Below are 23,097 nucleotides of genomic sequence, written 5' to 3'. Positions count from 1 at the left end.
TTTACTTCAAATACGGATTTATTTAACAAAAACCTTACGGAATGGCTGATTGAATACAACTTTCACAGACCTCATCAAGCGTTGGGTTATCGCACGCCCATTGAAATCTCAAAAGTGTCACCTATGTGGTCATCTTGTACATAAACTTGACAAATTAAATAGATATGATATAATGTAAAAAGGAGGATAAAATGAAACTTGCAAAATTTTTTTCAGTGGCTATTATTTTGGGTGTTTTGGCTGGAGTTATAGACAAAATGTTCAATGTAAAATTTGCAGAAAACGTCAAGCCATTGGCACAAGTAGTCCACTTCTTTACCTGGACGATTTGCGGAGTCGTACTCTATAGGTGCGCCGTCCACAAAAAACAAACATGAACCAGCCGTCCGTTCCCGCTCTTTTTCATTCCCTCCAGACACTTCGGTGTCTGGGGGACTTTTTTTATGATAAAATAAACTCTATGACTAAATATTCTCTTGATACCCCAATTGCAAAACTACCGAGAATTAATGAAAGATATTTGAAAAAGTTCCACAAACTCGGGCTGAATACAGTCCGGGATTTAATTTATCATTTTCCGAACAGATATGATGATTTTTCAAAAATTATCACTATGGATAAATTAAAACTGAATGAAGTTGCCACGATTCAAGGAGAAATTTTAAAAATCGACAACATCCACACATTCAAAAGAAGGATGTCCTTAACCGAAGCATTAGTCAAAGACCCAACTGCTTCTGTAAAAGTAATTTGGTTCAACCAGCCATTTTTAATCAAAAATTTGAAAGAAGGGAAAAGGGTGAGTTTGTCCGGAAAATACTCAATGGGGCCAAAAGGCCTATATTTATCAAATCCAAGCTATGAATTATTATTGCTCGGAAAAACCACCACCCACACAGCAGGACTTGTGCCGATTTATCCGGAAACAATCGGCCTAAGTTCAAGATTTTTAAGATATTATATCAAGCTGGTTTTGCCAACAATTATCCAAATTAAAGAATTCCTGCCTTATGAAATTCTGAAAAAATATAATCTGCCGAATCTTCAAACAGCAATCAAAAATATCCATTTCCCTAAAAATCTGAAATCTGCTGATGAGGCGCGCCGAAGATTTATTTTTGAAGAATTATTTTTACTGCAATTATTCGTTTTGAAACAAAAAAAGAAATTACAGCAAGAAAATACCCTTAAAATTTCCTTTAACAAGGACTTAATCCAGGCATTCGTGAAAAAACTGCCATTTGAATTGACCAATGCCCAGAAAAAAACTGCCTGGGAAATAATTCTGGATTTAAAGAAATCCCACCCAATGAACAGATTGTTGCAGGGCGATGTCGGGTCCGGAAAAACAGTGGTTGCCGCAATGGCTGGTTTGGAAGTTGCCAAAGCGGGTTTCCAAGTCGCTTTTATGGCGCCAACAGAAATTTTAGCCCAGCAGCATTTTAAAGAAATTAAAAAATTACTAACTGGATTTGACATAGAAATCGGGCTTTTAACCGGAAGCGAGAAAAAAGTTTCCAAAAAGACAAAAATTTTTATCGGCACGCACGCACTCATCCAAAAATCTATAAAATTCAATAATTTGGCATTAGTAATTGTTGATGAACAACACAGATTCGGAGTTGAACAGCGCGCTGTATTATTGCGAAATAATAATTATGTCCCTCATTTACTATCAATGACTGCTACTCCGATTCCCCGCACATTAGCTTTAACCATTTATGGGGATTTAGATATTTCTATTTTAGATGAAATGCCTAAAAACAGAAAGAAAATCATTACCAAAATTGTTCCACCAGATAAAAGAGAGCAAGCTTATGAATTTATCAGAAGGGAAGTGAAAAATGGTCGACAATGCTTTGTAATCTGTCCAAGAATAGACCCCTCGACATCGCTCGGGGCAAGTTCTCAAAATATCCTCTGGGCTGAAGCAAAAGCAGTCAAAGAAGAATACGAAAAACTTTCTGAAAAAATATTCCCTGATTTAAAAATTGATATGATTCACGGAAGAATTAAAACAAAAGAAAAAAAACGCATTATGACGGATTTCCGGAACAACAAAATCGATGTCTTGGTTTCTACATCAGTAATTGAAGTAGGAATTGATATTCCAAATGCAACAATCATGATGATTGAAGGGGCTGACAGATTCGGCTTGGCGCAATTACACCAATTCAGAGGCAGAGTCGGCAGAGACGAATATCAATCCTATTGTTTGTTATTCAGCACATCCGGCGAAACAACTGCGCGCTTGCGCGCCCTGCAAAAATGCGATAATGGATTTGAACTGGCTGAAAAAGATATGGAAATCAGGGGGCCAGGACAGTTTTACGGAATAGCGCAATCGGGCCTGCCGGATCTGGTAATGGCAAATTTAAAAAATTTAGAACTGATAAAATCAACTCGGCACGAAGCATTTGAATTATTAAAAAAAGACCTTAATTTAAGGTCTTATCCATTACTCGCAGAAAAACTTTCCGAATTCAAAAAAACAATCCATTTGGAATAATTATTCCTTTCGCTTTTTCTCAGTCACCCAAAATCCCATATATTTGCCGAACATTAAACGGGTTTGGGAAATAAGCGCGGGAATAGAGCCAAAAATAATTGTGGCAATCGGCACCAAAATCCACTGAATAATCATCCAAATATATTTTCGGGATTTGTATTTTTCCGGTCTCGGCGGCAAAAGTTTCAAAGTATAAAATGCCGAAAGGAATAAACCTAACATAGCTACAGTCATCAGCGAACGAGTCAAGCGCGGCAGATTATATGAAATTAAAGTCCTATTAAACGCTTCCCCGCCCAAAATCAACGGCAGCCAGCCCAGCATAAAAATCAGCAGAGAATTTGTTGCCCAAGACCAGAATGCTTCCCAATGATAAAACATATGGTAAATCTTTTTCCTCAAGGCCATGGCCTTATTTTTTATACAGCCGAAAGTGAAGTAAGGAACATTTTCTACTCCCCAGCTCCAGCGAGTCTGCTGTTTAAAAACATTTTTGACTGTCTGCCAGAAAGTACCCGCCAGATTGGCATCCATAGAAAGCGGATAATATAAGGGAACATTGTAGTAATGGCCATCATAAAACAGAAGCGACTGCCAATAAATCCTGGAATCCTCAGAAACATTCTTGGTTGTCCAGAAATCCATTTCCACTAAAGCCTTAAAGCCCATTGAATGGGAGGAGAAAGTAGACATTCTCTCTGACCTTTCCTGCTGGACCATGTGCCAAAAGGTCGCACCCATGGCAATAACCCGGGAAATTGCCGGGGCATCCCAAATATTATTGTTATACATCGGAACCGGCTGAAAACTGGAATGGAGCGGGTCAGGACAAGACAAATAAGCATGGGTTAATCGCGCCCAATAATACGGATAAACCTGGGTATCAATGTCAAAAGAAGAAACAATCACGTTTTCATAGGGAATTTTCAACTCGTCAATCATTTCCTTTGCCTGCCTTGCTGCCCAAGTTTCATTAGCACCCTTTCCTTTTAATTCGCCTTCAATTCCATCGGGATGGATAGTAATCAAGAATTTAAAAAATTTGTCGCCGAATTCTTTTTTTATCTCTTCAGCGGTCTTCAATGCCTGCTCGCCAGCCCTTTCTTCAACACCTAAAACAATAATAAATTTATCAAAAGGATATTTTGAACTGACCAGTGCTCTAAATGTCGATTGAACAACCTTTAATTCCTCTTCGTAAAAGGGGAGAATAATTAAATGGTAAATTCCTGACCAATTTTTGATTGGCAGTTCATTCAGTTTTTGCAGCCAGTCGATTTTTAAATTTTCTTTCATCCTTCTATAAGTAAACTGTTGGTGGAAAGCAAGAAAAATTAATTTTAAAATCCAATAAATATCAAAAGCAATAATAAAAAACGCCACCCAAACCGGCTTTTCCCAGGAAAGAAAAATCATCAAGAGAAGAGTGCCCCAGCTCAAAGCTCCCGGCAATATTTCCAGAAAACGAAATAATCTCTTGTCTTTGGGAGTTTTTAAATCTCGCGCAAAACCAATTTTGATATATTCTTTCATAAATTAATTATTTCCGAAAAAATATTCCAGCCAAAGCTTAATATTAGAAGTTTTGTTTTCTTTTTCTTCCAGTTTAATCTCTTCTTGTAAATCACCTTCATTTGAAACGATAATCAACTTCTCCCCTTTTTTTACCAAGTTCAATTTTCCCCTTGCTTCATCCTGCAAAAATTCTTTTGACTGGAAATAATCCTTCATTTTCGACAATTCTTCATTATCTTTTTTAAATTCTTCGATTTGCTTCTCCAAGTCCCTGATTTCTTGGCTGATTTTAAAATAGCGATAACTCTCCCTACCAAGAGCAATCACCACAAGAATAAGAATGACTGTCAATACCAAACTAAAATATTTGGAATTGGAAAAATTATTTTTCATTTTGCTTTTAATATTTTTAAAAATACTTCTGAGGGAATGGTAATTCTACCGAATTGCGCCATTTTTTTCTTGCCTTTTTTCTGTTTTTCCAGAAGCTTTCTTTTTCTGGAATAATCGCCGCCATACAAATAGCCCGTCACATCTTTGCGCATCGCTCTCTTTGTTTCCCTTGCAACGATTTTTCCGCCAACTACTGCCTGAATCGGCACTGACCACTGATAATAAGGCAGGATTTCCTTTAATAGTTCAACCAATCTCTTGCCTTCTCTGTATGCTTCGCTACGCCTGACTATTTTGGAAAATGCCTCAATGTTTTCCTTATCAATCAATATATCAAGTTTTATTAAATCAGCTGGTTTATAATCTTTAATCTGGTATGACATTGAGGCATAGCCCGAACTCACGGTTTTAAGTTTATCATAAAATCCATGAAGAACAATGTCCAGGGGCGCTTCAAATTTAATGATAATTTTTTCATCGGTCAGCCAAGTAGTATCCTTGAATTCTCCGGGAAAATTACTTAATAATTTATTAATTGCGCCCAAATACTGATGGAAAACAATAATTTCCATATCCATAACTGGTTCTTCGATTTTATTGTCTTTATCTTTCCTGTAAACAACGCTCGGGGAAGTAGTAATCAAGTCCAACCCATAATCTCTTTTCAATCTTTCAGAAACAATTTCCAAATGGAGCATTCCTAAAAAACCGCACCTGAATCCGCGTCCCAATGCGCCGGAGGATTCAGGATTAAAAGACAGAGAGGCATCATTTAATTTTAATTTTCTCAAACCATCATTTAATAAATCGTAATCATCAGAATCAATCGGATAAAAACTGGCAAAGACAACCGGCTGGGGCTCTTTATACCCTTTAAGCGATTCTAAATTATAATTTGATGCCTGTAAGGTTATAGTATCTCCGACCCTGCATTTGTCTATTTCTTTTAACCCTGTTGCGATATAGCCGATTTCTCCTGATTTTAATTCTTTTCCCTCGACAAGCTCAGGGTGAAAGTATCCCAATTCCAGCGCTTCAGCATTTGCTTTTGCCTGCATCAAATAAGTTTTATTCCCTTTTTTTATTTGCCCGTTAAAAATCCTCACATAGGCAACAACGCCTTTATAAACATCATAGTCAGAATCAAAGATAAGAGCTCGCAGGTTTTTATCTGGCGAATCAATGGGTGCTGGTACTTTTTCAACCACTCTTTCCAAAAGTTTTTCTACATTTTCTCCGGTCTTGGCTGAAATTAAAATTATATCTTCCTTTTTAACATTTAAAAGCTTTTCAATCTCCTTAATTGATTGTTCAATATTGGCAGTCGGTAAATCGATTTTGTTAATTGCCGGAATTATAATTAGATTTTCTTTCTTGGCGAATTCTAAATTGGTTAATGTCTGCGCCTGAACGCCTTGAGTCGCATCAACTAAAAGTATTGCCCCTTCAACAGCTGCCAAACTCCTGGAAACTTCGTAAGAAAAATCAACATGACCTGGTGTATCAATTAGATTTAAAATATATTCTTTCCAAATCATTTTTACCGGCTGCATTTTTATCGTAATTCCTCTTTCTCTTTCAATCGCCATCCTGTCCAAAAATTGCGGCTGCATCTTCCTTGAATCAACTGTTTTGGTAATTTCTAAAAACCGGTCAGCTAAAGTTGACTTGCCGTGGTCAATATGCGCCATAATTACAAAATTTCTAATATTGTTCTGTGTCATAACCTTTCCTAAAGATTCTTTTCATAAATGATATTGGTTCCGGCAATTTATACGTCCAGGAAATCGCAAAATATACTCCTGCGCCAACCAACGCAGAAATTGCTGTTTGCAGGAATAAGCCGAAAAAAGTCTGCGTGTCAAAAAATAAATCAAGAATATGAAGACATCCGTAAATCACTATCACCATTAAGATACAGGAGATTATAATTTTGTAAACCGAATTTAAAACATATTGGACATTCCATCCTTTTGATTTTTTATTGAAAAATTTCATTAAAATAGCGAAGTTAAAAATATTGGATAAAGAAAATGCCAAAGGCAATCCTAAAACAGCGAATTTTTTGATGCCGCCTAATCTAAAAATATCTGAAAACAGTTGAGAAAATGAGTTGTCGTTATTCAGAATCCAAACAAAACCAAAGCTTAGGACAATATTTAAGCCAATACTGATTAAGCTGATTGAAACCGGAGTCCTAGTATCGTTAAGAGAATAAAATGCCCGAGAGATTAAAGGAATCAGGCTCTGGGCAAAAACACTAAACGCGAAAATACCCAAAGCTGCGGCAGTCAATCTCGTATCAACCCAGCCAAACTGGCCAGTGCCTAAAATCAATCTGATAATCTGGGCTCTTAATATGAAAAACACAGCTGTGATCGGCAAAACCAAATAAAGAATCTGGCTAAAAGACGAGGAAAAATCTTTTGAAAATTTTTCTTTATTTTCTTCAACAGAGGACTCGGCTAACCGCGGGAAAACAGCCATAGCAAAAGAAATTCCGATAATGCCTATTGGCACATACTGCAAATTATTGGCCAAATTGAAAATCGCGATACTGCCTACTGCCAAACTCGAAGCAATAGCCGTAATCACGACATAGTTAATCTGTGATCCGGCTAAGCCAATTATTCTGGGAATGGTTAATTTAATTATTTTTTTAATGCCTTGATGAAAGCTTAAAATAAATTTAAACCTAAATCCCGAATAGATTGCGCTCGGCACCTGAATTAAAAAATGTAAGAATGCGCCAAGCGCTACTCCCCAAGCCAACCCGACCAAGCCCATTTTGGGAACAAGGAAAACTATGCCAAAAATAATTCCCAGATTATAAAATATTGGGGCCAGAGAATAAACAAAAAAGCGGTGGAAATACTGCAAAACACCGCTTAAAATACTGCTCATGCCTAAAAATAACGGACTGAGAAACATAATCCTGGTCAACATAACAGTCATTTCTCTTTTCGCTCCGGAAAATCCCGGAGCAATAACTGAAATCACCCAAGGAGCTAATAAAATAAGCAATCCGGATAAAACTATTAGAATCAACAGAACTAAATTAAAAAGGCCGCTGGCCAAATGCCAGGCCTCCTTATCATCTTTTTTAAAATACTGAGCAAAAATAGGAATAAAAGCCGAGGAAATCGCACCCATAATTAAAATACTGTAAATCAAATCAGGCAAACGAAATGCAGTAAAATAGATATCTAATTCATCTCCTGCTCCGAATCTTCCAGCCAGTAATCTGTCTCTGAACAGACCTAAAATACGGCTCAATAAAGCCGTTGTTGCTAAAACAAGCGTAGCTGAAAAAACCGTTTTTGATTTGTGGTTCAAAATTCTGCCAACCATGCTGATTTGTTTTTATTGTAGCAAAATAGAAGAGGTTTGCCAAATAACTAAAATGAGTTATGATATAAATAGTATGAAGAAAATCCCCCGCAATTTATTGATTTTGGCAGTGATTTTACTAATCGCTATTATTTTTTTTATTGTCCTAGATATCGCTAATACTAATAAAATAAATCAAGGCATGAAAATAGCCGATATATCAATAAGCGGACTATCCATGGAAGAAGCCCTCGATAAAATAGAAGCCAATTACCAGCAACTCATCAAGAAAGATTTTAATTTACTCTATGAAAATTATCTTTGGACAGTCAATTTAAAAAGTCTAGGAATAGAAGTTGATATTATTAGAACCGTAAACCTGGCTTATGAACTCGGCCATAAGAAAAATGAGTTCTTATCAAATAGATGGTGGCAAATAAAATCTCTTTTCAGCTACACCTTAAAGCCAATTTGGAAATTAGATGAAGATAAACTGGAAAAATTCTTCAGAGAGAATTTGTACACAATTCACCAACCAGCGAAAAATTCTATTCTCGCCTACAATAAACAGACAGAAGGATTTGTTGTTGTGCCGAGTAAATCAGGAATTATCATAAACAAAGAAAAATTTAAAAACGATTTGGCAAGTGTTATAAATGTTTTCCAGACAAAAGACATTAAATTATCTTTATCTGATGATAAACCAAAAATAATCGAATCTGAAGCAGAAAAACTTATACCAGAAGCAGGAAGAATCCTAGAAAGCGCCCCGATTAAAATAATCGTGGGAGACAAACAAATAGATGAAATAAATCAAGATAACCTTTTGGAATTAATGGATCCTATACCAACGCTTAGTAGTGAAAAAATCAAGAATTATATTGTATTTCTCTCCCATTTAGTTGTTCAGAAACCAGTAGATGCGCAATTAACTGTTGTTAATAATAAGGTCACTAATTTTGCTTTGTCGCAGAAAGGAATAAGTTTAGATATTAATGACAATATTGATATTCTTAAAAGCGGAATTCTAAACAACCAAAAAGAAATTACTCTTAAAACTAGCGATACAAAACCGAAAATCAGTACTAAAGATATTGATAATTTTGGTATTACTTCGCTTTTGTCAAAAGGTGTTTCGAATTTCGCCGGCTCGTCAGCTGATAGAATTGCCAATATAAGAATAGGCGCAGCAATATTCAATGGTATTCTGCTAAAACCAAATGAAGAATTTTCTTTCAATAATCTGCTAGGCGATGTTGGTCCGGAACAAGGATATAAACCAGGGTTAGTGATTAAAAAAGATAAAATGGTCCCGGAATACGGGGGCGGGCTTTGCCAGGTTTCTACTACAACGTTCAGAGCTGCGATATTTGCTGGACTAGAAATTACCCAGCGTTATCCGCACGCTTTTCCGGTTAAATACTATAATCCACAAGGATTCGATGCCACTATCTATCCTCCTATGCCTGATTTAAAATTTATAAACAACACTCCTGGCTACATTCTTATTCAGACAAAACTTGTTGGCAAGGAATTAATTTTTGAATTTTATGGAACTAATGACCAGAGAAAAGTTGAAGTTATTGGGCCGGAACAATACGATATCCAGCCCGATGGTTCAATGAAAGCAAAACTAATCCAAAAAGTTTTTGATAAAAACGGAAATATCATCATCAATAAAACATTTCTTTCAGATTACAAATCGCCTTCTTTGTATCCGGAAGAAAAAACTCCTCTGGAATAAAAAAGTGTTCGGGGGGAGAGTCGAACTCCCACGGGTTTCCCCATTAGCTCCTAAGGCTAACGCGTCTGCCAGTTCCGCCACCCGAACAACAATTAAATCTTATCCCAAATTATCCTAAAAATCAATCGCCACACTCTCAAAGAGTGTGGCGAAGCTTCGAAGCTCGTCAGAATTTAAATCTTTGCAATTAATAACTGCCGCAAGGATTGCCAAAAGGATTAGGTGTAATACCACCACCAATCAATAATCCTTCAACCAAACTAAGTATAAAGGTCGCAGCAAAAATTATGGCAATGCCAATTATAGCATTGATAATCAATTTTTTCGCTTTGCTTGCTTTTTCATCATCACCTCCTGCAGTCATATATTGAATACCGCCTATAATCAGGAAAATCACCGCTAAACCAAAACCCAATGCCGCAATGACAACCTTAATTTTGTTCAAAATATTACAGATAGCAATCTCTGGATTTACAGCCGCAGCGCTGGCAAATAATGGTAAAACCATTAAAGACAATAGGACAACTGGTAAAAGTTTTTTCATATATATTTTAATTACTATATTTATCTTCCGACCTTTAAGAATTATACGCCAAGACTATTTTCTATTATTTCCATCACCATCCCCAAGATAAAAGAAAAGGCTAATACTATAGCAAAACCGATAACACCATTAGTTATAATCTTTTTTGCTCTTTTTGTCTTCTCTTCATCATTGCCAGCCGTCATATAAGTAACACCTCCGACAATAATAACGATTACCGCTATTCCCAAAGAAAGTCCGTATAATATTTTTTGGATATCCTCCAATAAATAGCATAATTTTGAGGTATATTCTGGCAAGCTACCACATCTGATAAGAATTATGCTAGCATGGGCGATTACGGGAAAAAGCACAAAAATTGTTGCAAGAACCGGAATTAAATATTTCATATTAATCAAATAAATTATTAATTATTTATTTTTTCCCTACAATTTCTCCAATAAGTCCAATAATAAAATCTACTGCCACTACAATTGCTACGCCAATAAGCGTGTAAAGAATGGTTTTTTTGGCTTTTGCCGCTCTTTCTTCATTTCCGGCTGAAGTCATATACTGAATTCCAGCAATTATAATCATAATTGTTCCTATACCAATAGCCAGAACCTTTAATAAACCTCCTATAGCACTTATTATCTTTCCGATATCATCATATTTCAATGGATTTTCAATAACCACAGCATTGACAACCAAGGAACCGGCTATCAAGGCCATAATACAAATTGTTATAATAGGCAATAATTTCCCGCCAAAAGCGCTTTGCGCATTTAGGCGGGCCCGCCTGCTTGCAGGGCTTGCGGCGGGTTTCTTGTTTTGGTTCTGTTTCATATTTTTGTTACCCTGAACCTTTATAATTAATCTTTCATTAATAAATTTATTTGGTCATTGGCAATTTCAATAGCTTTTTCTATATTGGCGCTACCAAGCACAACTGACTCAATGGCGTCAGAGAAAATCTTCTCTATTACTGGCGGATCAATCTGGTACCAGCTACGTGCAGTCAAACTTTGACCAACAAAGACCGCTAAATTAAGATTATCGCCTTTTTGCCAATCAATCAAGTCCCTTCTGCTAGTTGGCCTACCTGTTTTCTGCGTATAGCGTTTATTAATTTCCTTTTGGGTTAAATAGAGCAAAAATTTCCAGGCCTCTTCTGGGGATTTTGTTTTTTTAGAAACTGTATAAGCCCAGTAATTGGCATAATTTATATCAAATTCGCGGTCTTTAATCTGAGGCATTGTGGCAATGCCGTAATTCAAATAAGGAGCTTTTGAGGCAATGTTCTGGATATGATAAGCATAACCGAACATCATTGCAGATTTTCCATCAGCAAAAGCATCTATTGAATAAGGCACCTGCCTGTTCCAAGTATAATTTCTTTTGCTCGGATTTGAAAAATCCGTATAAAAACGCAAAGCATCTTTGCCTGGATAATAGGTTTCGTCTTTCAATATTACGCCTTTATTAATGGTGCTTGTTTTTTTGTCTTCGCTCACCATTTGTGTGCCATTCTGTAGCATCAAAAGCGACAGAATATCAGTTGCCCGGTTTATATTTTCAGCTGTGCCAATGGCCGCGCCCGCGCGCTCTATTCCTCCCCATTGGTTTTTTGTTGTTAGTTTGTCTAAATCCTCAATCAACTCTTCCCATGTTTCCGGCGGACTGGAAATGCCGGCGCTGTTGAAATAGTTTTTGTTATAAAATAAAGCCAAAGTATCAATATACAATGGCAATCCGTAAATTTTCCCACTGTCAACCAAATCGTGTTCAGCAACTTCAACAAATATTTTCCTGAAATCAGCAAGTAATAAAAGATCTTCCGGCATTTCCTTTATTTTTTCTTTGTGTTTGGCCAGCCACGTATTATGTATCAGCCAAATATCCGGACCTTGGTCAACAGCAAAAGCGTCAACTAATTCTTTCTCATAAGTCTCGAAAGATTTCTTTTTATAAATAATTGTTACCTGACATTCGGCTGTTTTTTTATACTCGTCAATAAACTCGTTGTAAATCTCTGATTCATCATAAACCCCCCACATTTCCAAATTTGCTGGCTTGCATTTCTCCCTACTCATCAGTCCAAAAATAATCACAACGATTATTATCGCAATCGCTGCGCAGACAATGATTAAAATTTGTTTCTTTTCCATTTTATTTAGTAAATATCATTCCCCAGTGGTATTTATCAACTAAAATATCTTTTTTGAAAATCAATCCGTTCTCTTCGGCCAGTTTTTTAATATTTTCTATTGGCACAATTAATTCTTTGGACGGACCTAATGGCTGGTTTGCGCGCCAGTCTATAATTGCCAATTCTCCGCTTTTTTTCAAAACCCTGACTGCTTCTTTTATTATACCAGGTTTATTATCTGACTGGAATAAAATATTGGATAATAAAATTAAATCCATTGAATTATTATCCAGTCCTGAACTATTTAAAACCTCTAAATTACAGCGCCTGACCACAATATTAAAAAGTCCTTCAATCTTCGCTTTGCTGCGTACAGATTCGAGAGCTGAGTCCAAAACGTCTAAAGCATATACCTTGCCTTGTTCAAAAACCATTTTAGCCATTGGAATCACAAAATAACCCGCTCCACAGCCAAAATCAACAACCTGCATTCCTTTGGCAATATTGAGTTGTTTTATTGTTTCCCCTGGATTAAGAAAACCACCAGTACCTAATGTCATAAATTTTAAATTATAAATTTTAGACGCATGCAATTGAAGCAACTTTGTCTTTATCAGCCAATTTCATAATTCTCACACCTTGCGTTACTCTTCCTAATTTTGAAATGTTTTTGATGCTTGTTCTAATTACATTACCTTTTTCAGAAGTAACAATTAAATCCTCTTTTTCCGGCGTAATCATTCTAATTCCGATTAATGAACCGGTTTTTTCAGTAGTATTGGCTGCCTTTATGCCCACACCACCGCGGCGCTGGACTTTGAAATTATCAACCGGCGTTCTTTTGCCATAACCATTAGAACTTACAACTAAAATATCCGGATTTAATTTTTTTGTATTAGCAGTAATTATTTCCATACCCACAACCGCGTCTGTAAATTCTTCCTTGTCTTTTGATTTTATCACTCTCAATTTTACGCCTCTCACGCCCATAGCATTTCTGCCCATCGGTCTTAAATCTTTTTCTGAAAATTTAATTGCCTGGCCCAGTTTTGTCACCAGCATTATTTCATCATCGCCATGTGTTATTTTCACCCATTTCAAATCATCGCCTTTATCCAGGGTAATTGCCGCCATTCCACCTTTCCTGATATTTCTAAACTTATCAACCTCTGTCTTTTTTATTATACCCTTTTTTGTGACCATTGCCAAAAATTTCGACTGGATGTTATTTCCATTGGTGCCTTTTTTCTCCCGTTCCAGCGGCACTACTGCGCTGATTTTTTCTTCTGAAGACAGCCCCAGAATATTCACAATTGCCCTACCTCTGGAAACCCGTGTTGCTTCCGGAATCTCATAGGCCTTATTCTGAAAAACTTTTCCTTTATTACTGAAGAAAAGCAAATCATCATGGGTTGAACAGACAAAGAAATGCTCGACAAAATCTTCTTCTTTTGTTTTGATGCCGATCATTCCTTTGCCCCCGCGATTCTGGGCGCGATATGACTTGGGATCAACTCTCTTGATATAGCCGGTATTGGTAACCGTAACAATTATTTCCTGGTCTGCTATTAAATCTTCTTCGGCAAATTCTCCGACTTTTGACGTAAATACTTTTGTCTTTCTCTCGTCTCCGTATTTCTGCCTAATTTCCAGCAATTCATCTTTGACTTTTTTCAAAATCTTTTTAGGATTAGCTAAGATATCTTCAATTTCTTTTATCAATTTTAATTTCTCTTCTAATTCATCAAGAATTTTCTTTCTCTCCAGCCCAGCCAGTGTTTGAAGCCTCATTTCCAAAATTGCATTTGCTTGAATTTCGGTCAGTTTGAATGTTTTCATCAATCCGAGTTTTGCATCTTCGCGGTCCTTGGATTTTTTAATCAGCTCAATTACTTTATCAATGTTTTTCAGTGCTTTAGCTAATCCTTCCAATATATGAACTCTTTCTGTTGTTTTGGCCAATTCAAATTTGTATCTTCTGGTTACAACAATTTGACGGTGCTCGATAAACTGGGTCAATACTTGTTTCAATGACAAAGTTTGCGGCTGGATTCCTTCGGTCAAGGCCAGCATATTCAAATGAAAGGTCTTCTGGAGTTCTGTGTATTTGTATAATTTATTTAAAATTTTCTGCGGGAAAGCGTCGTTTTTTAATTCAATCACAATTCTTATTCCGTCTTTATCGGATTCATCACGAATATCTCTTATGCCTTCCAGTTTTTTCTCTTTTACTAAATCAGCAATTTTTTCCAGCAATGTTGATTTATTGGTCTGATAAGTCAATTCTGAGATAATTATTCTGAATTTGCCCTTTTCTTCAATAATATCTATTTTTGCCCTGTTTAATATCGGACCTTTACCGAAAACATATGCCTGAATTATTTCTTTTTTATTGTAAATTTCTCCGCCAGTCGGGAAATCCGGGCCCTTAATAAACTGGAATAAATCTTCAACAGTGGCCTTTGGATTATCAATTAAATGATTTGTAGCATCAATTACTTCTGTCAGATTATGAGGCGGAATACTGGTTGCCATGCCAACAGCAATGCCCAGCGTCCCATTTAAAAGAAGCTGGGGAATGCGCGAAGGCAGGACTTTCGGCTCTACACGGGTATTGTCATAATTTGGAACAAAATCAATAGTATCTTTTTCGATGTCTTTAAGCATTTCTTCAGCAATCGGGGTCAAGCGAGTTTCAGTATAGCGCATAGCAGCAGCATTATCTCCGTCAACCGAACCAAAATTGCCCTGGCCATCCACCAATGGATATCTCATTGCAAAATCCTGTGCCATTCTGACCATAGAATCATAAACAGCCATATCGCCATGCGGATGATATTTACCCAATGTTTCTCCGACAACTGTTGCTGATTTTCTGTATTTGGCGCCGGAAGACAATCCCATATCATGCATAGCATATAAAATTCGGCGGTGGACTGGTTTCAATCCATCGCGTACATCAGGCAATGCCCTAGCCACGATAACACTCATGGCATAATCTAAATAGGATTCCTGCATTTCTTCGGTAATTTCTTTCAATTCAATATTTTTCTTCGGACCTTCGTTTATATCCTGATTGCCTTTGTTTTCTTTATATTTATTGTTGTCCTGTTTCTCCTTCATTTATTTTGTCTTTAACATTTTTAAAACTTGCTTCCAATTTTTCTTTAATTAGGGAAAAATCCTTGCCTATGCTTTCAAATAAAGATGGAATTTTCGTATCTCCGATGCCTTGTTCAATTTTTTTGGTATCCAAATTGCTGGAAAAAGAAAAAAGCCAGATTATGATAATAATTATCATTACGCAAATGCTTGCTGCCCATACAATCAAAACTCTGGTTTTTTTTGGCTTTTTTTGCAAATTGTCTATAAAGCTCATAATGGTTTCATTACCACTACTTTCATATCCTCTCCTAAATCAAGCTTTTTGACATCAAGCTCATCCACTGTTTTCTGCTGGACTCCGATTTCCTTTAAAAAATCATCAACTTTTTCAAGTTTGATATTTATACCTGGTATTTTATAATGCATTGGAATTGTAATACTCGGCTCAATCTGGTTTATAATCTTAACTGCTCCTTCTCCGTCTATTGTCCATGTCCCGCCGACCGGAACCATTAAAATATCGATTTCTCCCATTTTATCCAACTGCTCATCAGTTAATTCTTTCTGTCCCAAATCACCTAAGTGGCAAATCTGCATATTTTCTGCTTCAATTACATATATTGTATTCACGCCATTTTCGCTGCCCTTGGAATTGTCATGATAAGAATATACGCCTTTAATCGGAACTCCTTTAATATCATATTCTCCCGGACCACTAATCACAAACGGCGTGCCGCTCACGGCTTTAAGATTATTATGGTCGTGATGGTTATGGGTAATTAAAACAACGTCAGCCCCGCCGCGCGGAGGATTCAGTCCTATTTCTTTGTCAAATGGGTCAATAAGTATGGTGATTTTTCCGCCATTATTAGATTTAACCAAAAGCTTAAAACAGCTTTGACCATGCCAAGTAATTTTCATATTTTAATTATAGCATAAAAAAAGCGGAGTGAATACTTGCCAAAAAAATAAACATGTTTTATACTTTTAGGATATGAAAACAGAAGTTAAAAATTCACCATTAATGCAAAAACTCTTTGACCAAGAGACTTTTAATATTCCCAAGGTTGGTGATGTTGTTGAGGGTAATGTTATTGCTTTAAAGCCAAGCATTATTTATCTTGATTTGGGCAATTTTAAAAACGGGATAATTCTGGGAAGCGAAATCAAAAAGCATCCTTTCGAGTTTAAAAATGTTAAATTAAATGACATTCTAATGGTAAAAATTATTTCCATTGATAATGAAGATGGCTATGTCGAGGTTTCTCTGCTCAAGGCTGGTGAAGAAAAAACCTGGAAAGGTTTAAGAGAAAAATTGGAAAAAAATGAAATTATTGATGCTATGGTTACCAAGGCAAATAAAGGCGGATTAATGATAGAAGTTAATGGGATTGAGGCATTTATGCCTGTTTCTCAATTGTCTTCATCCCACTATCCGAGAGTTGAAGGTGGAGATAAAACAAGAATCCTTTCCGAATTGAATAAACTGATCGGCCAGACGCTTAAATTAAAAATAATCGATGTTAACCAGCGGGAGAAAAAAATAATTGTTTCAGAAAAAGCAACAGAAGAAAAGAAATTAAAAATTGCTCTGGAAAAATACAAAGTCGGAGACACAGTTGAAGGGATTATCACCGGCATTGTTGATTTCGGCGCATTTATAAAATTCCCTGTCCGCCAAAGCCTTGGCGACGGCGGAGATGAACTTGAAGGATTGATCCATATTTCCGAAATGAACTGGCAGATTATTGATAACCCAAATGAAATTTTCAAAGTCGGCGACAAAGTTAAAGCCCAGATAATTGAAATAGATGGAGATAGAGTTTCTTTATCAACCCGGGCATTAAAAAAAAATCCATGGGCTAATGTTGAAGAAAAATACCAGACCGGACAAACAGTCAAAGGAACTGTTACGAAATTCAATCCTTTTGGCGCTTTTGTAAAATTAGATAAAAATATCCAGGGCTTGGCGCATATTTCCGAATTCGTCACTGAAGCTAAAATGCAGGAAACATTAAAACTCAACAAAGAATACAATTTTAAGATTTTATCCATTAAACCGTCAGAATACAGAATGGCATTGAAGCCGATATTGGAATAAAAAATAATGGGCTTGACCCCGTAGTGAATTTTGGACTGCTCCGACTCTGGTCGGAGCATTTCAATTTTAATTAGTCCAAAATCTACTACAGGGTTGACAGATTTTTTGTTTGGGTATATAATAGTAGTATAAGTCCTTAGCTTAAAGCAAGGCAAGGAGGATAAAATGTTCATTTTTACTTTTGGTTCCATCCGGGTTTCGTTCCGAATGGTGGTCAAGTTTTTCAAAGGGGACGGGAAATTATTTTCCCAGCCCTGCGAAAAATGGATTGGAAAAGAAGGCAAGCAGTTCACGTTATTCAACGGCGTGAAGATTGAGCACAACAACAAGCTTTTCCGGCAAAATCAGTTCACCAAATTCGCGGTGACTGATGAGAGTGGAAAAGTTCTCGATGCTCAGTATCCGCACGAACCAGACGTTTGGAGATTCGAAACCATGAAACGAATCAAGGTACGCCTCTGGTCAAACGGAACATCTGCTGAATTTCTAACAGAGTACTTCCTGGACGAAAAGAGAGGCATCTATCGCCTTCGTGTAACTAATCCAGACAAGAACGCACGGCTCATCAAGAAATCCACGCCCAAGCCCGCGTCCGAAAAACTGTCCCAACAAACGAAGACGGCTCCGGCCATCGATCCCAAGACGGCAAATGAAATCGCCAATCTTCAAGTGGACCCTTTTCGCAAACACGAAGGATCCAATGGTCATGTCAACGGACGACAAAACCATAACCGTGGCAATGGCCGCCGACACCGCGAACTGTACCAATAACGAAACCCTCTGCCCTCCGACTCCGGTCGGAGGGCATCTTTTTTATTTGAATTTTTCCTAAATCATGGTATGATAATATTTATGAACCCCGATACTGAATTTTCGACTGGTCCGATGTCCATCGGACCGCAATCGGGGCATGATAAATCAATAATAGATTATTAAAATAATAAACATTAATTGATTTTCGGCAAAAATGATTATAAATATGTCGAAAATCTAGTACGGGGTGAAAACTTTTATCAAAAATTTATTAATCGCATTTTTTGTTCTACTTATAATATCAGGGATTTTTACTATCTATAATTCCTCATTCACCTCAATAGAAACAATTCCTCTGAACCAGGTGGTTTCTTTAATTAATGAAGACAGGGTGGCGAAAATAACCATCCAGTCAAATAAATTGGAAATCCTACTTAAAGATGAAACCAAGAAATTAAGCCAAAAAGAAGGGGAAGCCGGACTCAGCGAATCTTTGAAAAACTTAGGAGTTGATGCGAATAAATTAAAAGGGGTTGCTCTTGAAATAAAAGATGAATCAGGTATTATATATTGGATTGAAAATCTTTTACCATTCCTTCTGCCATTTCTCCTAATTGGGATATTTATATGGATTATGTTCCGCCAGGCGCAAAAAGGCCAAACCCAGGCATTATCTTTTGGTAAATCGAATGCTAAAATGAATGAACCGGAAAAAGGCAAAAGGATCACTTTTAAAGATGTGGCTGGAATTGAGGAAGCAAAAGAAGAATTAAAAGAAATTGTCGAGTTTTTAAAATTTCCCAAGAAATTCACTGATATCGGAGCCAGAATCCCAAGAGGAGTGCTTTTAATGGGCCCTCCGGGATGCGGAAAAACTTTATTGGCCAGAGCAACAGCAGGCGAAAGCAATGTCCCCTTTTTCCATATTTCCGGTTCGGAATTCGTAGAAATGTTTGTTGGTGTCGGCGCTTCAAGAGTCAGGGATTTATTTCAAACAGCAAAAAAACATGCGCCGGCAATTGTATTTATTGATGAAATTGACGCTGTTGGCAGGCACAGAGGCGCAGGATTAGGCGGAGGACATGACGAAAGAGAGCAAACATTGAACCAGATTTTAGTTGAAATGGATGGATTTGATAATAATACAAATCTGATTGTAATGGCAGCTACTAACCGGCCTGATATTCTGGACCCTGCTTTGTTAAGACCAGGGAGATTTGACCGCAGAGTTATCTTGGATATGCCGGATATTAATGAACGCGAAGATATTTTAAAAATCCACGCAAAGAATAAAAAACTGGCTGATAATGTTAATATCAGACAATTAGCAGAAAGAACTCCTGGATTCTCCGGAGCAGACCTCGCTAATTTGGTTAATGAAGCTGCGATACTTGCGGCCAGAAAAAATCAAAAAACGATAACACAATTGGATTTAACGAATTCAATTGAAAAGGTTTTATTGGGTCCAGAAAGAAAAAGCCACATCCTGACAAAAAAAGAAAAAGAGATTGCCGCTTATCATGAAGCAGGACACGCTCTGATTAATGCGAGCTTAAAGCATACTGACCCAGTGCATAAGGTCTCAATTATTTCCCGAGGCAGAGCAGCCGGGTATACCCTAAAACTTCCATCAGAGGATAAACATTTAAGAAGTAAATCAGAATTTGTGGATGAGTTGGCAGTATTGTTGGGTGGTTATTGCGCTGAAAAATTAATTTTTAATGAACTAACTACTGGCGCATCGAATGATTTGAAAATAGCTTCTGAATTAGCAAGGGATTTGGTTACTAAATATGGAATGTCAGAAAAGCTGGGACCAGTGAGTTTTGGGGGCCACGAAGAATTGGTATTTCTTGGAAGGGAAATTTCCGAAGGCAGGAATTTTTCGGAAAAAATAGCTTCGGAAATTGATGAAGAAGTAAAGAAATTCATTCGCGATGCTGAAAATGTTGCTGACAAAACATTAAAAGCCAAAAAGTCAAAACTCGCACTGATTGCCAAAGAATTAATCACAAAAGAAACCATCGAAAAGAAAGAATTTGAAGCGCTCATGGCAAAATAACGGCTTGCGCATGTAGCTCAGTTGGTTAGAGCACGGCTCTTATAAAGCCGGGGTCCTTGGTTCAAGTCCAAGCATGCGCATTTACGAAACGGGCGCGTAGTTCAGTGGTAGAACGCTACATTGACATTGTAGAGATCAGAGGTTCGATCCCTCTCGCGCCCATATGGAAATTCCGATTATTTACGAGGATAATAATATAGTTGTAATAGATAAGCCAGCTGGATTATTGGTTCATCCAGTGACAAATGAAAAAAATACTTTACTGGATTTTTTGAAAACCAAATACCCCAAGGCGCAATTGGTGCATCGCTTAGACCAGGACACTTCAGGCGTAATAGTTGCGGCGAAAAATGAAAAAGCGTATGAATTTCTGAAAAACCAATTTTTAAACAGAGAAATTAAGAAAAAATATCTTGCCCTGGTCCATGGAATTTTGAAAGACAAAAAAGGCATAATCGTTAAATCAATTTCCAAGTCCAGAAAAAGAGGAGGTTCGCAAACAACAGCGCCAATCGGAAAAACAAGAGAAGCAATCACCAGATATGAAGTAATAAAAGAATTCCCTGATTATTCCTTACTAGAAATTTCTCCTGAAACCGGCCGCACTCACCAAATCAGGGTCCATCTCGCTTCAATCGGCCACCCGATTACTGGCGACGAAAAATATAAATTCAAAAGGCGAAAAATAATCAAGGGATTAAATCGCCAATTTCTACATGCTAAATATTTAAAACTTTCTCTGCTTGACGGAGAAATAAAAGAGTTTTATTCTGAATTACCAGAAGAACTAAGTAAAATATTAAAAAAACTATGACAAACAAATTAGATGCATTTACTAAAAAACGTTTGAGAACCGATGTCCCGGAAATAAAATCCGGAGATATTGTTTGCGTTCACGTAAAACTTGCAGAAAAAACAAAAGCAGGCGGAGATAAAACTCAGGCATTTGAAGGATTGGTAATCGCCAAAAAACACGGCAAAGGAATGGAAGGGACATTTACAGTAAGAAAAATTTCCGAGGGAGTCGGAGTGGAAAAAATCTTCCCTCTGCATTGCCCGTCAATTGTCAAAATTGAGGTTTTAAAACATTCGAAAGTCAGGCGCGCCAAACTCTATTACATGAGAAAAAGAACTGGCAAGAAAGCCAAGATGCGTTCCGAGATTGCTGTGTAATCTCGCGCGGGTGCTGTAATTGGTAGCCAGGCTAGCCTAAGGAGCTAGTGGGAATTATCCCGTGGAGGTTCGAGTCCTCTCCCGCGCACCAGTAAGGAATTTGCAAGTGGTTTTGGTTCGCCTCGCGGAGTTTATCCCGCTTCTGGCGGGACTCGGCGATTAAATTGTATTCAATTTTGGGCGAAAAAATCAGCTGACGATTTCGTTCTGGGAAAAGAAAATTTTTTCATTTTTGTATTTAATGGAATTCCTGCGAATTTCTTTTTTGTTTCAGCCAATTCTGAAAAATTGGACGACTACGTTTTCTAACCAATAGCTTTTAACCACTCGAGTGGTGTTAAATAATTAATTCCGAGATGCAATCTTTGATTATTGTAATAAGGTAAATATTCATTGATTGCTTTCTGAAATGACTTTAGATTCCGGTTAACTTTATTCAAACATTCTTCTTGTATTGTTCTATTAAATCTCTCAATGTGTCCGTTGTCGTTGCTTTTTCTGACACGAATATGGCGGTGCGAAATTGAGAGTTTACCTAAATGTTCCGTAAACCAAACAGAAAATTCAGAACCATGATCAGATTGTATCATTTTAAAATTAAATCCTGCATATTTTAATGCTTCTTTTACAAATTTTAAACTGTTCCAGGTGTTAATCCTTAAGCTTGTCTTAGCGTACGCCCAACGGGATGCAACATCCAACAATGTGTAAACATAAAATCTTTTGTCTCCGATAACGAAGTGTATTGTATCTATTTGAACCAAATCCCCAGCTAAAACAGCTTCTGGACGGCTTTCTGAGAAGTGCCAACGTTTCCATGGACTACGATATCTGATTAACCCTTGTCGTTTTAATGTACGTTTGACACTGGATAAGCTGACAATGATTCCTTGTTTTAACAATTCTCGATGGACTACCTCCGCGCAACGATTTCGTTTTTGCCTTTGTTTAACAATTGCATCGATAGTTTCTGGTTTTAATTGTTTTGGGTGATGCTTGGGCCGAGACGAAAAAGTTGGAATTACCAATTTTCCATGCCAGCCATAGACTGGTTTCCTTTTCAGCCATAATCTTACAGAGCAATGACTGAATCCTAAGTGTTTGGCTGCCTTTCTGATTGACCAGCCTGACTTTACTAAACGAACTGCCTCCATGCGGACGGAGGGCAGATTGGGATTATTTGAATATGCCATATACATACATCTTAACCCCAGAAGTGGTTAGAAGCTATTGAACCATTACGCGACTATTGACATCTGTGTTGTTATATGCTATACTCTTTACAGAATTCAGAAATGATAGTTTTTGGCTGAAATGGTGCGATTTTTGCACCTTGAACAATAAAAAATTTTAAGAGGAGGTAAAAAGCAATGACAATCAAAAAAGGAGGAAAGACAATGAGAATTTATGAGCCCCTCGCTGGTGAAGAAATTAGCGAGATAGCACAGAACATGGTTACCCTTGAAGGGCGACGCGCCATCCGTCGTGAGGAAGCGATAGACAGCGACGAAAGATGGGAGGCGTCCCCCGAATGTCGGCGTCAGCGCGCAATCCGCGAAGGGCAAAAGGCGGAACGCCGCCGCGAGATGCTGAATGAATCCATTGGAGGTCGGGAATACGACGAAAACCCCTAACTCCACATCAGTCCGAAGTGAGCCGGACAACATCTGCTCACATTCAAGTCCCTTGCGGAATCCAATTCTGCTTGGGACTTTTTTTAATTTTTAATTTCTGAATCTA

The 23,097-nt window shown here is 37.3% G+C and carries 22 protein-coding genes and 4 tRNA genes; 12 read left to right on the top strand and 14 right to left on the bottom strand.

Features of this window, described 5'->3' with window-relative positions:
• Both KKI21_00900 and recG read left to right on the top strand, forming a co-directional pair.
• On the top strand, positions 1-144 hold a 144-nt coding region (locus KKI21_00900), incomplete at its 5' end, for an integrase core domain-containing protein (GenBank protein ID MBU4284773.1).
• Positions 145-460: 316 nt separating this feature from the next.
• On the top strand, positions 461-2,509 hold the full coding sequence (recG, locus tag KKI21_00895) for an ATP-dependent DNA helicase RecG (protein ID MBU4284772.1): 2,049 nt from the start codon (positions 461-463) through the stop codon (positions 2,507-2,509).
• Here the strand turns inward: recG and KKI21_00890 are convergent, their stop codons facing one another.
• The 4 genes from KKI21_00890 to murJ are packed head-to-tail and all read right to left on the bottom strand — an operon-like array spanning position 2,510 to position 7,768.
• Entirely contained in the window at positions 2,510-4,042 is a 1,533-nt protein-coding gene (locus KKI21_00890; protein MBU4284771.1) for a glycosyltransferase family 2 protein, read from the bottom strand.
• Between the two features lie 3 nt (positions 4,043-4,045).
• Positions 4,046-4,417 (bottom strand): septum formation initiator family protein, encoded by a 372-nt coding sequence (locus tag KKI21_00885; GenBank protein ID MBU4284770.1) that lies wholly within the window; start codon positions 4,415-4,417, stop codon positions 4,046-4,048.
• The gene (lepA, locus tag KKI21_00880) at positions 4,414-6,141 is read right to left on the bottom strand and encodes a translation elongation factor 4 (GenBank protein ID MBU4284769.1); all 1,728 of its coding nucleotides are present in this window, start codon (positions 6,139-6,141) and stop codon (positions 4,414-4,416) included. Before lepA ends, KKI21_00885 begins: the two co-directional genes overlap by 4 nt.
• A complete protein-coding gene (gene murJ, locus KKI21_00875) occupies positions 6,122-7,768 on the bottom strand; it encodes a murein biosynthesis integral membrane protein MurJ (GenBank protein MBU4284768.1) in 1,647 nt (548 codons plus the stop codon). Before murJ ends, lepA begins: the two co-directional genes overlap by 20 nt.
• A 73-nt stretch (positions 7,769-7,841) precedes the next feature.
• On the opposite strand from murJ, the gene KKI21_00870 reads away from it, so the two are divergent.
• Positions 7,842-9,491: a VanW family protein gene (locus tag KKI21_00870; GenBank protein ID MBU4284767.1), complete on the top strand. Its 1,650-nt coding sequence runs from the start codon at positions 7,842-7,844 to the stop codon at positions 9,489-9,491.
• A 5-nt stretch (positions 9,492-9,496) separates the two neighbouring features.
• Here the strand turns inward: KKI21_00870 and KKI21_00865 are convergent.
• The 9 genes from KKI21_00865 to KKI21_00825 all read right to left on the bottom strand — a co-directional run bounded on the left by KKI21_00865 (position 9,497) and on the right by KKI21_00825 (position 16,189).
• Positions 9,497-9,578 (bottom strand) — tRNA-Leu (locus KKI21_00865).
• Between the two features lie 100 nt (positions 9,579-9,678).
• Positions 9,679-10,035 (bottom strand): TrbC/VirB2 family protein, encoded by a 357-nt coding sequence (locus tag KKI21_00860; GenBank protein ID MBU4284766.1) that lies wholly within the window; start codon positions 10,033-10,035, stop codon positions 9,679-9,681.
• Positions 10,036-10,076: 41 nt separating this feature from the next.
• Positions 10,077-10,424, bottom strand: coding sequence for a pilin (locus KKI21_00855; protein ID MBU4284765.1), 348 nt, complete (start codon positions 10,422-10,424; stop codon positions 10,077-10,079).
• Positions 10,425-10,449: 25 nt separating this feature from the next.
• Positions 10,450-10,860, bottom strand: coding sequence for a pilin (locus KKI21_00850; protein ID MBU4284764.1), 411 nt, complete (start codon positions 10,858-10,860; stop codon positions 10,450-10,452).
• A 26-nt stretch (positions 10,861-10,886) separates the two neighbouring features.
• Positions 10,887-12,182 (bottom strand): extracellular solute-binding protein, encoded by a 1,296-nt coding sequence (locus tag KKI21_00845; protein ID MBU4284763.1) that lies wholly within the window; start codon positions 12,180-12,182, stop codon positions 10,887-10,889.
• Position 12,183: 1 nt separating this feature from the next.
• Positions 12,184-12,723, bottom strand: coding sequence for a class I SAM-dependent methyltransferase (locus KKI21_00840; GenBank protein MBU4284762.1), 540 nt, complete (start codon positions 12,721-12,723; stop codon positions 12,184-12,186).
• A 19-nt stretch (positions 12,724-12,742) separates the two neighbouring features.
• The gene (gene gyrA / locus KKI21_00835; GenBank protein MBU4284761.1) at positions 12,743-15,286 is read right to left on the bottom strand and encodes a DNA gyrase subunit A; all 2,544 of its coding nucleotides are present in this window, start codon (positions 15,284-15,286) and stop codon (positions 12,743-12,745) included.
• A complete protein-coding gene (locus KKI21_00830; protein MBU4284760.1) occupies positions 15,261-15,542 on the bottom strand; it encodes a hypothetical protein in 282 nt (93 codons plus the stop codon). The genes gyrA and KKI21_00830 overlap by 26 nt, the downstream gene beginning before the upstream one ends.
• Positions 15,539-16,189, bottom strand: coding sequence for an MBL fold metallo-hydrolase (locus tag KKI21_00825; protein MBU4284759.1), 651 nt, complete (start codon positions 16,187-16,189; stop codon positions 15,539-15,541). Before KKI21_00825 ends, KKI21_00830 begins: the two co-directional genes overlap by 4 nt.
• A gap of 103 nt (positions 16,190-16,292) precedes the next feature.
• On the opposite strand from KKI21_00825, the gene KKI21_00820 reads away from it, so the two are divergent.
• From KKI21_00820 to KKI21_00785, 8 genes are all read left to right on the top strand, one after another.
• The gene (locus KKI21_00820) at positions 16,293-17,369 is read left to right on the top strand and encodes a S1 RNA-binding domain-containing protein (protein MBU4284758.1); all 1,077 of its coding nucleotides are present in this window, start codon (positions 16,293-16,295) and stop codon (positions 17,367-17,369) included.
• 165 nt (positions 17,370-17,534) lie between these two features.
• Positions 17,535-18,140, top strand: coding sequence for a hypothetical protein (locus KKI21_00815; protein ID MBU4284757.1), 606 nt, complete (start codon positions 17,535-17,537; stop codon positions 18,138-18,140).
• A gap of 229 nt (positions 18,141-18,369) precedes the next feature.
• Entirely contained in the window at positions 18,370-20,184 is a 1,815-nt protein-coding gene (gene ftsH, locus KKI21_00810; protein ID MBU4284756.1) for an ATP-dependent zinc metalloprotease FtsH, read from the top strand.
• A gap of 6 nt (positions 20,185-20,190) precedes the next feature.
• A tRNA-Ile gene (locus KKI21_00805) sits at positions 20,191-20,264 on the top strand.
• A gap of 10 nt (positions 20,265-20,274) precedes the next feature.
• Positions 20,275-20,346 (top strand) — tRNA-Val (locus KKI21_00800).
• A 1-nt stretch (position 20,347) separates the two neighbouring features.
• The gene (locus KKI21_00795; protein ID MBU4284755.1) at positions 20,348-20,998 is read left to right on the top strand and encodes an RluA family pseudouridine synthase; all 651 of its coding nucleotides are present in this window, start codon (positions 20,348-20,350) and stop codon (positions 20,996-20,998) included.
• Positions 20,995-21,357 carry a 50S ribosomal protein L19 gene (gene rplS, locus KKI21_00790; protein MBU4284754.1) on the top strand — a complete coding sequence of 121 codons (363 nt, stop codon included), beginning with the start codon at positions 20,995-20,997 and terminating at the stop codon, positions 21,355-21,357. Before KKI21_00795 ends, rplS begins: the two co-directional genes overlap by 4 nt.
• A 4-nt stretch (positions 21,358-21,361) precedes the next feature.
• Positions 21,362-21,448, top strand: a tRNA-Leu gene (locus KKI21_00785).
• Between the two features lie 214 nt (positions 21,449-21,662).
• On the opposite strand, the gene KKI21_00780 is transcribed toward KKI21_00785, so the two are convergent.
• Entirely contained in the window at positions 21,663-22,550 is an 888-nt protein-coding gene (locus tag KKI21_00780; protein ID MBU4284753.1) for a DDE-type integrase/transposase/recombinase, read from the bottom strand.
• Positions 22,551-22,727: 177 nt separating this feature from the next.
• On the opposite strand from KKI21_00780, the gene KKI21_00775 reads away from it, so the two are divergent.
• On the top strand, positions 22,728-22,991 hold the full coding sequence (locus tag KKI21_00775) for a hypothetical protein (GenBank protein MBU4284752.1): 264 nt from the start codon (positions 22,728-22,730) through the stop codon (positions 22,989-22,991).
• Positions 22,992-23,097: the final 106 nt, after the last annotated feature.

This window comes from Patescibacteria group bacterium, from assembly GCA_018897295.1.
Classification (GTDB): Bacteria; Patescibacteriota; Minisyncoccia; order RBG-13-40-8-A; family RBG-13-40-8-A; genus JAHILA01.
This window is presented reverse-complemented; position numbering and strand designations above follow the sequence as displayed.

Excerpts from the sequence above, each read along its gene's own strand:
- recG (MBU4284772.1), top strand. The coding sequence starts at position 461 with ATGACTAAATATTCTCTTGATACCCCAATTGCAAAACTACCGAGAATT.
- KKI21_00890 (MBU4284771.1), bottom strand. The coding sequence starts at position 4,042 with ATGAAAGAATATATCAAAATTGGTTTTGCGCGAGATTTAAAAACTCCC.
- KKI21_00885 (MBU4284770.1), bottom strand. The coding sequence starts at position 4,417 with ATGAAAAATAATTTTTCCAATTCCAAATATTTTAGTTTGGTATTGACA.
- lepA (MBU4284769.1), bottom strand. The coding sequence starts at position 6,141 with ATGACACAGAACAATATTAGAAATTTTGTAATTATGGCGCATATTGAC.
- murJ (MBU4284768.1), bottom strand. The coding sequence starts at position 7,768 with ATGGTTGGCAGAATTTTGAACCACAAATCAAAAACGGTTTTTTCAGCT.
- KKI21_00870 (MBU4284767.1), top strand. The coding sequence starts at position 7,842 with ATGAAGAAAATCCCCCGCAATTTATTGATTTTGGCAGTGATTTTACTA.
- KKI21_00860 (MBU4284766.1), bottom strand. The coding sequence starts at position 10,035 with ATGAAAAAACTTTTACCAGTTGTCCTATTGTCTTTAATGGTTTTACCA.
- KKI21_00855 (MBU4284765.1), bottom strand. The coding sequence starts at position 10,424 with ATGAAATATTTAATTCCGGTTCTTGCAACAATTTTTGTGCTTTTTCCC.
- KKI21_00850 (MBU4284764.1), bottom strand. The coding sequence starts at position 10,860 with ATGAAACAGAACCAAAACAAGAAACCCGCCGCAAGCCCTGCAAGCAGG.
- KKI21_00845 (MBU4284763.1), bottom strand. The coding sequence starts at position 12,182 with ATGGAAAAGAAACAAATTTTAATCATTGTCTGCGCAGCGATTGCGATA.
- KKI21_00840 (MBU4284762.1), bottom strand. The coding sequence starts at position 12,723 with ATGACATTAGGTACTGGTGGTTTTCTTAATCCAGGGGAAACAATAAAA.
- gyrA (MBU4284761.1), bottom strand. The coding sequence starts at position 15,286 with ATGAAGGAGAAACAGGACAACAATAAATATAAAGAAAACAAAGGCAAT.
- KKI21_00830 (MBU4284760.1), bottom strand. The coding sequence starts at position 15,542 with ATGAGCTTTATAGACAATTTGCAAAAAAAGCCAAAAAAAACCAGAGTT.
- KKI21_00825 (MBU4284759.1), bottom strand. The coding sequence starts at position 16,189 with ATGAAAATTACTTGGCATGGTCAAAGCTGTTTTAAGCTTTTGGTTAAA.
- KKI21_00820 (MBU4284758.1), top strand. The coding sequence starts at position 16,293 with ATGCAAAAACTCTTTGACCAAGAGACTTTTAATATTCCCAAGGTTGGT.
- KKI21_00815 (MBU4284757.1), top strand. The coding sequence starts at position 17,535 with ATGTTCATTTTTACTTTTGGTTCCATCCGGGTTTCGTTCCGAATGGTG.
- KKI21_00795 (MBU4284755.1), top strand. The coding sequence starts at position 20,348 with ATGGAAATTCCGATTATTTACGAGGATAATAATATAGTTGTAATAGAT.
- rplS (MBU4284754.1), top strand. The coding sequence starts at position 20,995 with ATGACAAACAAATTAGATGCATTTACTAAAAAACGTTTGAGAACCGAT.
- KKI21_00780 (MBU4284753.1), bottom strand. The coding sequence starts at position 22,550 with ATGGCATATTCAAATAATCCCAATCTGCCCTCCGTCCGCATGGAGGCA.
- KKI21_00775 (MBU4284752.1), top strand. The coding sequence starts at position 22,728 with ATGACAATCAAAAAAGGAGGAAAGACAATGAGAATTTATGAGCCCCTC.